Raw genomic sequence first — 12,222 nt, 5'->3', positions numbered from 1 at the left:
CTGGCTTGCCTGCGATGAGGCCAGCACAGCCAATACCTCTGTTGAATGACACACCACTATCGCAGGCAAGCCAGCTCCCACAGGTTTAACCGTGTTGTGTCAGTAGCCATTGGGGGATGCGGCGTTCTAGGTAGTAGCTTGGATGCTTGAGCGATCCGTCAACAAATCCGACGTGCCCGCCTTTTGCCGTCAACTCAAACTCCGTGCAGTCCGACAACTCACCAGCCTCCGGCAAGCTATGGGCAAACACAAACGGATCATCCGCCGCATGAATTATCAGCGTCGGCGTACGAATCTCACCCAGGTAATAGCGACTCGACGCGCGGCGATAGTAATCCTCGGCACTGAGGAACCCATGCAACGGCGCCGTCACCCGCCCATCGAAATCCCAGAACGTGCGCATCTTCTCCAGCGAACCCAAGGCTTCCAGGGTTTTCAGCCCGTCTGCGCGGCCGTCCTGCAGGAAGCGGCGCTGCTTGACGCGGATATACGCGAGCATTTCACGCATGAAGTGCTTCTGGTAAACCCGCGAAAAACCCAGGCCGATACGGTCCGCGCATTGATCCAGGCGAAACGGCACCGACACCGCCGCCGCGCCGTGCAAGCCTGATGCCGCGCCGGTTTCACCGAGGTGCTTGAGCAACACATTGCCCCCCAGCGAGTAACCCACCGCATACAGCGGCGCCAATGGTCGCTGGGCCCGTAGATGGGCAATCGCCGCTGCCAGGTCTTCGCTGGCGCCGGAGTGATAGCTGCGCGCCAACAGATTTGGTTCCCCCGAACACCCGCGCCAATTCAGCGCTGCGCTGGCCCAACCCTGGCGGGCGAGGGCTTTTTGCAGGCCGGCCACGTAGGGCGAGTTGGATGAGCCGGTGAGCCCGTGCAGCACCAGCACCAACGGCGCCTGGGCGTCGTGGGGGCCGTGCCAGTCGAGGTCGAGGAAGTCGCCGTCGTCCAGCCACAGGCGTTCGCGTTGGCGTTCGATATGGGTCGCGGGGCGCCACAGCGGCCCCCACAGCGTTTGCAGGTGGGGGTTGCCGAGGCCGAAGGCGGGGGTGAACAGGTGGTTGGAAGGTTCCATGGATTCCCCGGTGTTGTGGCGAGGGAGCTTGCTCCCGCTGGGCTGCGCAGCAGCCCCATCAAGAACGCCGGATGTATTCAGTCAGAACACTGTTGCCGGTTTTGGGGCTGCTTCGCACCCCAGCGGGAGCAAGCTCCCTCGCCACAAAGTCAGGCGGCGCTTTCGACCAAACGGTGCCATAGCGCGTAGTACACCCGACCGGACTTCTGTTCCCGGTGCAGGCGCCACGCACCCGGCAGGCCCAGGGTGGAAGGCGCGGTCTCGCTTTCAGTGTAGATCCACGCATCCGGCGCCAGCCATTGGCGTTCTTCCAGCAGCGCACACACGGTCGGCAGCAGGTTCTGGTTGAACGGCGGGTCGAGGAACACCACGTCGTACTCGCTGGCCGGCTGGGTTTCCAGGTAGCGCAGGGCGTCGGCGGTTTGCACCTGGCCGTTGGTGCAGCGCAGGGTGCCCAAGTGTTCCTTGAGGCTGGAGACCGCGACGTTGCTGGCGTCCAGCGCCTGGGCCTGGGCCGCGCCACGGGACAGCGCCTCCAGGAACAGCGCGCCGCTGCCGGCGAACGGGTCCAGCACCTTGGCCCCGCCGATGTACGGCGCGAGCCAGTTGAACAGGGTTTCACGCACGCGGTCTGGCGTTGGGCGCAGGCCCACGACGTCAGGGAAGCTCAGCTTGCGGCTGCCCCATTCACCGCCAATGATGCGCAGTTGGCCCACACCGTTGTGTACGTTGTGGACGGGTTTTTTCGGGCGAGATGTACTGGCCATTAATGCTCCGGGACCCCGAGCGGCTGCTCGGCGGGTTTATCAGTAGGGGGCGGTAGTGGCTTTTGCGCAGTGGTCGGGCCGGCGGTCACGATGACCATCTTGTCGGCGCTCAAGTGTTTGTTCATTGCAGCCTTGACCTGCTCTACGGTCAGGGCCTGGGATTGTTTCATGAAATCTTCCAGATAGCTCAGCGGCAGGTTGTAGAAACCCATCGCGCCCAGCTGCCCGACGATATCGGCGTTGCTCGCGGTAGATAGCGGGAAGCTGCCGGCCAGCTCGCGCTTGGCGTCATCCAGTTCCTTTTGGGTCGGGCCGGTCTTCAGGTAGTCAGCCACCACCTCTTCAACCAGGCGCAGGGTGCCGCCGCTCATTTCGGCGCGGGTCTGCAGGTTTATCATGAACGGGCCGCGCACCTGCATCGGTGAGAAACCGGAGTAAACGCCGTAGGTCAGGCCGCGTTTTTCCCGCACTTCGCTCATCAAGCGCGTGCCAAAGCCACCGCCGCCGAGGATCTGGTTGCCCAGGGACAAGGCCGCGTAGTCAGGGTCGGCGCGGTCGATGCCGAGTTGGGCGAACAGCAAGTGCGTCTGCTTGGACGGAAACTCGATATGGCTCAGGCCGGCTTTAGGCTCGGTCGGTTGGGCGATCTTCGCCAGCGCCGGGCCCTTGGGCAGCGATGCCGACACCTTGGCCGTCATGGCTTCGGCTTCGGCGCGGGTCAGGTCGCCGACCACCGCAATCACCGCATTGCCAGCGGCATAGGCCTTGGCGTGGAAGCCCTGCAACTGCGCGAGGCTGATCTTCGGCACGCTTTCGGGTGTGCCTTCGCTCGGGTGCGCGTAAGGGTGGTCGCCGTACAGGCGCTTGAACAGCTCCAGGCTGGCCAGCTTGGCCGGGTTCTGCTTCTGGTATTCGAAGCCGGCGAGGATCTGGTTCTTGATGCGCGCCAGGGAGTCGGCCGGGAAGGTCGGCTTGCCGATCACCTCATCAAACAGCGACAGGGCCGCGTCACGCTTGTCGCCGGCGCTCAGGCTGCGCAGGGACACCAGCGCCATGTCGCGGTAGGCACCATTGCCAAAGTCGGCGCCCAGGCCTTCGAAGTCACGGGCGATCTGGCTCACATCCTTGCCCGGCACGCCTTCGTTGAGCATGGCGTTGGTCATCAGCGCCAGGCCCGGCACAGCGCCGTCCTGGCTGCTGCCGGCGGCGAACAGGATGCGCAGGTCGAACATCGGCAGTTCATGGGCTTCGACGAACAGCACCTTGGCGCCTTCGGCGGTGGTCCAGGTTTGCACGTCGAGCTTGCGGTTGGTTGGCGCCTTGCCGTCCAGCTCGGCCAAGGATTGCAAGGTGCTGGCCGATTGGGCTTTTTCCAGCGCCGGGCTGGCGATGGATTCGCTTGGGCGCAGGAAGTACACGGCGCCGGCAGCGATCAGGGTGACGGCGATCAGGCCGGGGAAGATCAGGCGGCTGCTTTTGCGATCACTCATGAGCGGTCTCCTCAGGCAGGACATGGGCGACGCTGAGACGTTCGCGGGTGAAGTAGGTGCGCGCGGCTTTCTGGATATCTTCCGGGGTCACGCTTTGCAGGTCGGCAAGCTCCGTGTCCATCAGCTTCCAGGACAGGCCGACGGTTTCCAGCGAGCCGATGGCCGTGGCCTGGCTGGTGATGGAATCACGCTGGTAGACCAGGCCGGCGATGACCTGGGCGCGGATGCGTTCCAGCTCGGCGGCGGTGGGTGGCTTGGCCTTGAGTTCATCCAGCAGGCGCCACAGGCCGGCTTCGGCTTGGGCGATGGTCTTTTTCTTCTGCTGGTTCGGCGTGGCCGAGAGGGTGAACAGGCTGTCGCCACGGGTGTAGGCGTCGTAGTTGGTGGAGGCGGCGGAAACCAGCTCTTCACCACGCTCCAACTGCTCGGAGATACGTGCGCTGTAGCCGCCGTCCAGCAGGGCGGAGATCAGGCGCAGGGCCTGCACCGAACGTTTGTCTTCGACGGTGACCAGGCCCGGTACGTTGAAACCGAGGATCACGCTGGGCAGTTGGGTCTGCACTTTCATGGTCAGCAGGCGCTCGCCGGGCTCGGCCAGCTCCATCGGCACCTTGGCCGGTGGCACGTCACGCTTGGGGATCGGGCCGAAGTAGCGCTGGGCCAGGTTCTTCACCTCGTCCGGGGTGACGTCGCCGACCACCACCAGGGTGGCGTTGTTCGGCACGTACCAGGCTTGGTACCAGTGGCGCAGCTCTTCGACCTTCATGCGCTCCAGGTCAGCCATCCAGCCGATGGTCGGCGTGTGGTAGCCGCTGGCCGGGAAGGCCATGGCCTTGAAACGCTCGAAGGCCTTGGACATCGGGTTGTCGTCGGTGCGCAGGCGGCGTTCTTCTTTGATGACCTCGATCTCGCGGCTGAACTCGTCGGCCGGCAGGCGCAGGCTGGCCATGCGGTCGGCTTCAAGTTCGAAGGCGACGCCCAGGCGGTCACGGGCCAGTACCTGGTAGTAGGCGGTGTAGTCGTCGCTGGTGAAGGCGTTCTCTTCGGCGCCGAGGTCGCGCAGGATCAGCGAGGCTTCGCCGGGGCCGACCTTGGCGCTGCCCTTGAACATCATGTGCTCCAGGGCGTGGGACAAACCGGTCTGGCCTGGGGTTTCGTAGCTTGAACCGACCTTGTACCAGACCTGGGAAACCACCACTGGCGCGCGATGGTCTTCGCGTACGACGACCTTGAGGCCGTTATCCAGGGTGAATTCATGGGTGGGTTGTGGATCGGCAGCCAAGGCTGAAAGAGGCAGACAAACTGTGCTGAACAGCAGGCCTGCGGCGCGGCGGGCTAGAGCATTCATTCGTTTTTAAACCTGTTGGGCTGCCCGCTTGGTCTTAGCGTCGGCGGGCGAGGAGGTGCTAGGATACTGGTCGGATTTACGGACGGCCACTGCGGCAGTCCTGTTAAGGCCCTATTTAGGCCTTACAAGATGTTGCGCATGAACGAGCTGGCTAAAAAACAGTCTGTTACGCATCGAATTTTATTTACCGACGCGCCTACTGGCGCGTCGCTACCTTGAGATAGCCGTCTCCATGTTTGGTTCCAACGACGACAAGAAGACCCCAGCTGCGGCTGGCGAGAAGAAAGGCCTGTTCGGATGGCTGCGCAAAAAGCCGCAGGAAACCGTCGAAGAACAGCCACAGGTTCAACCTGAGCCTATTCCTGAGCCCATCGTAGAAGCCGAACCGGTCGCAGAGACCCCGGCACCGGTGGTGTTGCCGCTGGTTGAGCCGGTGTTGCAGCCGGTGGTCGAGGCTGTGCCGGAACCAGAGCCAGAGCCCGAACATAAGCCGTGGCCGGAACTGCCAGTGGCCGAAGAGCCGGTGGCGCTGGTTGAAGACGTCCAGGCTGAACACGTCGCACCGCCGATCCCTGCCGTGGTGGAACCGGTGGCCGTGGTGGTTGAAGCCGCGCCAGTCGTCGAAACAGCCGTTCCTGCTGTGGTCGAGCCCGAACCCGTTGCCGCCGAAACCAGCAAGACCGGTTTCTTCGCCCGCCTCAAGCAAGGCCTGAGCAAGACCAGCGCCAGCATCGGCGAAGGCATGGCCAGCCTGTTCCTCGGCAAGAAGGTCATCGATGACGAGCTGCTGGAAGACATCGAAACCCGTTTGCTCACCGCCGACGTGGGCGTCGAAGCCACTGCCGTAATCATCCAGAGCCTGACGCAGAAGGTCGCGCGCAAGCAGCTGACCGACGCCGACGCCCTCTACAAATCCCTGCAAGCCGAGCTGGCTGCCATGCTCAAGCCGGTGGAAGCACCGCTGGTGATTACCCCGAACAAGCCGTTCGTGATCCTGGTGGTGGGCGTCAACGGCGCCGGCAAGACCACCACCATCGGCAAGCTGGCCAAGAAGCTGCAATCCGAAGGCAAGAAAGTCATGCTGGCGGCGGGCGACACCTTCCGCGCCGCGGCGGTAGAACAGCTGCAAGTGTGGGGCGAGCGCAACAAGATCCCGGTGATCGCCCAGCACACCGGCGCCGATTCTGCTTCGGTGATCTTCGATGCCGTGCAAGCCGCCAAGGCGCGCAACATTGATGTGCTGATCGCCGATACCGCCGGTCGCCTGCACACCAAAGACAATTTGATGGAAGAGCTGAAGAAAGTCCGCCGCGTGATCGGCAAGCTCGACGCAGACGCCCCGCACGAAGTGTTGCTGGTGCTCGACGCCGGCACCGGGCAGAACGCCATCAGCCAGGCCAAACAATTCAACCAGACGGTGCAACTGACCGGCCTGGCATTGACTAAGCTCGACGGCACGGCCAAGGGCGGCGTGATCTTCGCCCTGGCCAAGCAGTTCGGCCTGCCCATTCGTTATATCGGCGTCGGTGAAGGTATCGACGACCTGCGCACCTTTGAAGCCGAACCCTTTGTCCAGGCACTTTTCGCCGAGCGGGAGCGTCCATGATTCGATTCGAACAGGTCGGTAAACGCTATGCCAACGGGCATGTGGGCTTGCATGAGCTGAGCTTTCGAGTGCGTCGCGGCGAATTCTTGTTTGTCACCGGCCATTCCGGCGCCGGTAAAAGTACCTTGTTGCGCCTGCTACTGGCCATGGAACGCCCGACCACCGGCAAACTGCTGCTGGCCGGCCAGGACCTGGCCACCATCAGCAATGCGCAGATCCCGTACCTGCGCCGCCAGATCGGCGTGGTGTTCCAGAACCACCAGCTGCTGTTCGATCGCACGGTGTTCAACAACATTGCCCTGCCATTGCAGATCCTCGGGCTGTCCAAGGCCGAGATCGTCAAACGCGTGGATTCGGCCCTGGAGCGCGTGGCGCTGTCGGACAAGACCGACCTCTACCCCGGCGACCTGTCCACCGGCCAGCAACAGCGCGTCGGCATTGCCCGCGCCATCGTCCACCGCCCGGCCTTGCTGCTGGCGGACGAACCCACTGGTAACCTCGACCCGCGCTTGGCGGCCGAGATCATGGGCGTGTTCGAAGACATCAACCGCTTGGGCACCAGCGTATTGATCGCCAGTCACGACCTGGCACTGATCGCCCGCATGCGCCACCGCATGCTGACCCTGCAACGCGGCCGCCTGATCGGTGACGGGGAGGCTGGCGTATGAGTGCTACCCGCAGCCCTAAAGTCTCCGAGCGCGTGGCGCCGAAACCGGCCGACCCGCAACCGCAGAAAAAGAAAAAACACGACGAAGACGACGGCCCGGACTTCGGCACGCTGCTGCGCGCCTGGATCGAAAGCCATCGCGCCAGCCTGCTGGACAGCCTGCGGCGCCTGGGCAAGCAGCCGATCGGCAGCTTTTTCACCTGCCTGGTGATGGCCGTGGCCTTGAGCCTGCCGATGGGCTTGTCGCTGCTGCTCAATAATGTGGAGCGCCTCGGCGGTTCCTGGCAGCGTGCGGCGCAGATTTCGCTGTACCTCAATATCGATGCCAGTACCAAGGAAGGCGAAGGCCTGCGTGATGACATCAAGAACCTGCCGGGCGTCGCGGATGCCGAGTACATCAGCCGCGACCAGGCCCTTGAGGAGTTCCAGCAACAATCCGGCCTGGGCGAGGCGCTCAAGGAGCTGCCGCAGAACCCGCTGCCGGGCGTGGTGCTGGTGATGCCAAATGAAGTCGACAAGCCCGCATTGGAAGCCCTGCGACAAAAACTCGCAGAGATGCCCAAGGTGCAACAGGCGCAACTTGATCTAGTCTGGGTGGAGCGCCTGGCGGCGATCCTCAAGCTGGGCGACCGCTTTGTGTTCGGCCTGACGGTGCTGTTGGTGTCTGCATTACTTTTGGTGATAGGTAATACCATTCGTCTTCATATTGAAAACCGTCGCACCGAGATAGAAGTGATTAAACTGGTCGGCGGCACGGACAGCTATGTGCGTCGGCCTTTTCTGTACATGGGCGCGCTTTATGGCTTCGGCGCCGGGATTTTGTCCTGGGGCGTGCTGGCATTTGGCTTGGACTGGCTGAACGACGCGGTTATCGGCCTGGCTGGCTTGTACGGCAGTGATTTCGCCCTGGCGGGCGTGCCGGTAGCCGATGGTCTGAGTCTCTTGCTTGGCGCAGTGCTGTTGGGGTATATCGGTGCTTGGATTGCGGTCGCTCGTCATTTACGCGAGCTGGCACCGAAGTAGTTAATGTCAGATTAATGTGGTTTCGTTTGTATTGACCGTATCAGCGGTTTAGGGAACTTGTCCTACGGTTCCCGGTCAATTTTCGCAGTGCTGAACTGCACGAGTTATGTAAGTCGGAGGTTTCGTATGACCACTTCTTTGCAACCTGCTTATGCTCTGGTCCCAGGTGCGAACCTGGAGGCGTATGTGCACACGGTCAACAGCATTCCATTGCTGACGCCCGAGCAGGAGCGTGAACTGGCCGAGAGTCTCTACTATGAGCAGGATTTGGGGGCGGCTCGGCAGATGGTGCTCGCCCACCTGCGTTTTGTCGTACATATCGCCCGTAGCTATAGCGGCTATGGCCTGGCGCAGGCTGACCTGATCCAGGAAGGCAACGTTGGCCTGATGAAGGCGGTGAAACGCTTCAACCCTGAAATGGGCGTGCGTTTGGTGTCGTTTGCCGTGCACTGGATCAAGGCGGAAATCCACGAGTTCATCCTGCGCAACTGGCGCATCGTGAAAGTCGCGACCACCAAGGCCCAGCGCAAACTGTTCTTCAACCTGCGCAGCCAGAAAAAACGCCTGGCGTGGCTGAACAACGAGGAAGTCCACCGCGTGGCCGAAAGCCTCGGCGTGGAGCCCCGTGAAGTGCGCGAGATGGAAAGCCGCCTGACCGGCCATGACATGGCCTTCGACCCAGCCGCCGAAGCGGATGACGACAGCGCCTTCCAATCGCCGGCCAACTACCTGGAAGACCACCGCTACGACCCGGCGCGCCAACTGGAGGATGCGGACTGGAGTGACAACTCCAACCACAACCTGCACGAAGCGCTGGAAGTGCTGGACGACCGCAGCCGCGACATCCTCTACCAGCGCTGGCTGGCAGAAGACAAAGCCACGCTGCACGACCTGGCGCAGAAGTACAACGTATCGGCCGAGCGGATTCGCCAGCTTGAGAAGAGCGCGATGAACAAGCTGAAACTGTCGATCGCTGCCTAAAACGCGGGATTCGAAACCAACACGATCGAAATGTGGGAGCGGGCTTGCTCGCGAAGACGGAGTGTCAGTCGCCAGAAATGTTGACTGATACACCGCTTTCGCGAGCAAGCCCGCTCCCACATTTGTTTCTGTGTTGTGTCAGTCGGACCAGGGGGCTTTGCGGGTGTTGTTGAGTTCGAGCAGGTAGGCATCGCCGCCCAGCTGACTCATCTGCTGCCGAATCCACGCCGCCCGCCGTGCCACATACGCCGTCGGATGGCTGGCACTCCACACCCTTGGGTTGGGCAACACCGCCGCCAGATAGCTGGCCTGCTGACGGGACAGGGCCTTGGCACTCACGCCAAAGTGGTGCCGCGCCGCCGCTTCTGCGCCAAACACGCCTTCATCCCATTCCACGCTGTTGAGGTACACCTCAAGAATCCGCTGCTTGGGCCACAGTATCTCCGTCAGCCCGGTAAACCAGGCTTCCAGGCCTTTGCGCAAATAGCTGCGGCCGGCCCACAGGAACAGGTTTTTCGACACCTGCTGGCTCAAGGTGCTGGCGCCGCGAATCGAACCGCCCCGCTCGTTGTGCAGGATCGCCGCCTGGATCGCACCGAAGTCAAAGCCCCAGTGCTGCGGGAAGCGCTGGTCTTCACCGGCCATCACCGCCACTTTCAGCTCGTCGGAGATCTCATCCCACGGCACCCAGGTGCGCTGCAGGTCAATGGGTTCGCCGTCGAACCAGGATTCGATCTTGCGCTCCACCATCAGCGCGGTGAACGGCGGCGGCACGACACGCAACAGCAGCACCAGCAGGACACTGCCGATGGCAAACCATTTCACGACTTTGAGAAAACGACTGAAGAGGAGACGCAGCATAGAGATGGCTTGGCCGAACCCGTTGAGCGGGCCATTATACAGACCCTGCCCCTTGTGACTGGAGTTCCTCATGCTGCGTGGCTTTCTGATGTTGGCGGCCTTTTTCGGCTTCACCGGTGTCGCCCTGGGCGCCTTCGCCGCCCATGGCCTGAAAAACCGCCTGAGCGCCGAATACCTGGCGATCTTCCACACCGGCGTCACCTACCAACTGGTGCACACCCTGGCCCTGTTCGGCGTGGCCCTGCTGGCGGCGCACTTGCCGGGCCGCCTGGTCACCTGGGCGGGCGTCTCGTTTGTGGTCGGCATCCTGCTGTTCTCCGGCAGCCTGTATGTGCTGACCATGACCGGCATCAGCAAGCTCGGCATCATCACCCCGTTTGGCGGCCTGGCGTTCCTGCTCGGCTGGTTCCTGCTGGGCCTGGCGGCGTTCCGCTTGCAAGCCGCCTGACCAAGGGACTTGGGTCAGCCACGTTGATCGGGCTAGAATGCTGGCCCCTAAAAACGATGGCGGCCCGCGGCATGCGCATTCAGTTGAACGGCGAACCCTTTGAACTGCCCGACGGCGAAACCGTTGCGGCCCTGCTGACCCGCCTGGACCTGACCGGGCGTCGCGTCGCAGTGGAGCTCAACCTGGATATCGTCCCGCGCAGCCTGCATGCCGAGACTGCGCTCAGCGAAGGTGACCAGATCGAAGTGGTCCACGCCATCGGCGGCGGCTAGTCGCGCAGCTTCCTGAATTCTGCAGAACCTCACCCCATTCCGAGGATTTCCCATGAGCATCGTTCGTAGCGACAAGCCCTTCGTCCTGGCCGGTCGTACCTACCAGTCCCGTCTGCTGGTCGGCACCGGCAAGTACCGCGACATGGAAGAAACCCGCCTGGCCATCGAAGCCTCGGGCGCCGAGATCGTGACCTTCGCCGTGCGCCGCACCAACCTGGGCCAGATCGAAGGCGAGCCGAACCTGCTCGAAGTGCTGTCGCCGGATCGCTACACCTTCCTGCCGAACACCGCCGGCTGCTACGACGCCATCGAAGCCGTACGCACCTGCCGCCTGGCCCGTGAGCTGCTCGACGGCCACAACCTGGTGAAGCTGGAAGTGCTGGCCGACCAGAAAACCCTGTTCCCCAACGTGATCGAAACCCTCAAGGCCGCCGAAACCCTGGTCAAGGAAGGCTTCGACGTGATGGTCTACACCAGCGACGACCCGATCATCGCCCGCCAACTGGCCGAAATCGGCTGCATCGCCGTGATGCCGCTGGCCGGCCTGATCGGTTCCGGCCTGGGGATCTGCAACCCGTACAACCTGCAGATCATCCTCGAAGAAGCCAAGATCCCGGTGCTGGTGGATGCGGGCGTGGGCACTGCCTCCGACGCCACCATCGCCATGGAACTGGGCTGTGACGCGGTGCTGATGAACTCGGCCATCGCCCACGCCCAGCAACCGATCATGATGGCCCAAGCCATGCAACATGCGATCGTCGCGGGCCGCCTGGCCTACCTCGCCGGGCGCATGCCGAAAAAACTCTACGCCAGCGCCTCTTCGCCGCTGGATGGTCTGATCAAGTAAGAGCCATGATGACTGAATCAAACGAAACGCCGAACACCGTGGAAGAAGGCGACGAGTCCAAGCACCGCCGCATCAAGAGTTTTGTGATGCGCGCCGGTCGCATGACCGAAGGCCAGCAAAAGGGCCTGGAGCAAGGTACGCCGCTGTTCGTGTTGCCGTTGGCGGATGCGCCGGTGGACTACGACCAGGTGTTCGGCCGTTCGGCCCCGCGTTCCCTGGAAATCGGCTTCGGCATGGGCCACTCCCTGCTGGAAATGGCTGCGGCATCGCCGGAGCAGGATTTCATCGGCGTTGAAGTGCACCGTCCCGGTGTGGGCGCGCTGCTCAATGGCGTGCTGACGCAAGGCCTGACCAACCTGCGGGTCTACGACTGCGACGCGATTGAAGTGCTCAACCGCTGCATCGCCGACAACAGCCTCGACCGCCTGATGCTGTTCTTCCCGGACCCATGGCACAAATCCCGCCACCACAAGCGCCGCATCGTCCAGGCCTCCTTCGCGGAACTGGTGCGCAGCAAGCTGAAAGTGGGCGGCATCCTGCACATGGCCACCGACTGGGAACCGTATGCGGAATACATGCTGGAAGTGATGGATGTAGCGCCTGGCTACCGCAACCTGGCCGAAGACGGCAAATGCGTACCGCGCCCGGCCGAGCGGCCGATCACCAAGTTTGAGCGTCGCGGTGAGCGACTGGGGCATGGTGTTTGGGATCTGAAGTTCGAGAAGCTGTCTTAACCAGCTAGAAAGTTGAAATGCAATCAAATGTGGGAGCGGGCTTGCTCGCGAATGCGGTGGATCAGTCGACAACTTCAGTGACTGACACTCCGCACTG

13 protein-coding genes are annotated in these 12,222 nt (G+C 62.6%); 8 read left to right on the top strand and 5 right to left on the bottom strand.

All coding sequences use genetic code 11. The features are described 5' to 3' along the window. Positions 1–85 precede the first annotated feature (85 nt). The 4 genes from NUV89_RS22550 to NUV89_RS22535 all read right to left on the bottom strand — a co-directional run bounded on the left by NUV89_RS22550 (position 86) and on the right by NUV89_RS22535 (position 4,686). Positions 86–1,081 (bottom strand): hydrolase, encoded by a 996-nt coding sequence (locus tag NUV89_RS22550; RefSeq protein WP_257783047.1) that lies wholly within the window; start codon positions 1,079–1,081, stop codon positions 86–88. 149 nt (positions 1,082–1,230) lie between these two features. Next, positions 1,231–1,848: a 16S rRNA (guanine(966)-N(2))-methyltransferase RsmD gene (gene rsmD, locus NUV89_RS22545; RefSeq protein ID WP_257783046.1), complete on the bottom strand. Its 618-nt coding sequence runs from the start codon at positions 1,846–1,848 to the stop codon at positions 1,231–1,233. Beyond that, positions 1,848–3,338 (bottom strand): pitrilysin family protein, encoded by a 1,491-nt coding sequence (locus NUV89_RS22540; RefSeq protein ID WP_257783045.1) that lies wholly within the window; start codon positions 3,336–3,338, stop codon positions 1,848–1,850. The genes rsmD and NUV89_RS22540 overlap by 1 nt, the downstream gene beginning before the upstream one ends. Continuing rightward, on the bottom strand, positions 3,331–4,686 hold the full coding sequence (locus NUV89_RS22535) for a pitrilysin family protein (protein ID WP_257783044.1): 1,356 nt from the start codon (positions 4,684–4,686) through the stop codon (positions 3,331–3,333). Before NUV89_RS22535 ends, NUV89_RS22540 begins: the two co-directional genes overlap by 8 nt. Before the next feature lie 232 nt (positions 4,687–4,918). Between NUV89_RS22535 and ftsY the strand changes: the two genes are divergently transcribed. From ftsY to rpoH, 4 genes are all read left to right on the top strand, one after another. Continuing rightward, positions 4,919–6,292 (top strand): signal recognition particle-docking protein FtsY, encoded by a 1,374-nt coding sequence (gene ftsY / locus NUV89_RS22530; RefSeq protein WP_257783043.1) that lies wholly within the window; start codon positions 4,919–4,921, stop codon positions 6,290–6,292. After that, positions 6,289–6,960: a cell division ATP-binding protein FtsE gene (ftsE, locus tag NUV89_RS22525; RefSeq protein ID WP_017737950.1), complete on the top strand. Its 672-nt coding sequence runs from the start codon at positions 6,289–6,291 to the stop codon at positions 6,958–6,960. Before ftsY ends, ftsE begins: the two co-directional genes overlap by 4 nt. After that, a complete protein-coding gene (gene ftsX / locus NUV89_RS22520) occupies positions 6,957–7,982 on the top strand; it encodes a permease-like cell division protein FtsX (protein WP_257783042.1) in 1,026 nt (341 codons plus the stop codon). The genes ftsE and ftsX overlap by 4 nt, the downstream gene beginning before the upstream one ends. Positions 7,983–8,108: 126 nt before the next feature. After that, positions 8,109–8,963 carry an RNA polymerase sigma factor RpoH gene (gene rpoH / locus NUV89_RS22515; RefSeq protein ID WP_016972967.1) on the top strand — a complete coding sequence of 285 codons (855 nt, stop codon included), beginning with the start codon at positions 8,109–8,111 and terminating at the stop codon, positions 8,961–8,963. Between the two features lie 138 nt (positions 8,964–9,101). Here the strand turns inward: rpoH and mtgA are convergent, their stop codons facing one another. After that, complete coding sequence (gene mtgA, locus NUV89_RS22510; protein ID WP_257783041.1) at positions 9,102–9,824, bottom strand: monofunctional biosynthetic peptidoglycan transglycosylase; 723 nt, start codon at positions 9,822–9,824, stop codon at positions 9,102–9,104. A gap of 70 nt (positions 9,825–9,894) precedes the next feature. On the opposite strand from mtgA, the gene NUV89_RS22505 reads away from it, so the two are divergent. The 4 genes from NUV89_RS22505 to trmB all read left to right on the top strand — a co-directional run bounded on the left by NUV89_RS22505 (position 9,895) and on the right by trmB (position 12,125). Continuing rightward, positions 9,895–10,272, top strand: a complete 378-nt coding sequence (locus tag NUV89_RS22505) for a DUF423 domain-containing protein (protein WP_207040463.1) — start codon at positions 9,895–9,897, stop codon at positions 10,270–10,272. A 71-nt stretch (positions 10,273–10,343) separates the two neighbouring features. Then, a complete protein-coding gene (gene thiS / locus NUV89_RS22500; RefSeq protein WP_026136943.1) occupies positions 10,344–10,544 on the top strand; it encodes a sulfur carrier protein ThiS in 201 nt (66 codons plus the stop codon). Positions 10,545–10,596: 52 nt separating this feature from the next. Beyond that, positions 10,597–11,391: a thiazole synthase gene (locus NUV89_RS22495; protein WP_181282511.1), complete on the top strand. Its 795-nt coding sequence runs from the start codon at positions 10,597–10,599 to the stop codon at positions 11,389–11,391. Positions 11,392–11,399: 8 nt separating this feature from the next. Continuing rightward, a complete protein-coding gene (gene trmB / locus NUV89_RS22490; protein WP_257783040.1) occupies positions 11,400–12,125 on the top strand; it encodes a tRNA (guanosine(46)-N7)-methyltransferase TrmB in 726 nt (241 codons plus the stop codon). Positions 12,126–12,222: the final 97 nt, after the last annotated feature.

This window comes from Pseudomonas sp. 18.1.10 (genome assembly GCF_024655625.1).
Lineage (GTDB): Bacteria > Pseudomonadota > Gammaproteobacteria > Pseudomonadales > Pseudomonadaceae > Aquipseudomonas.
This window is presented reverse-complemented; position numbering and strand designations above follow the sequence as displayed.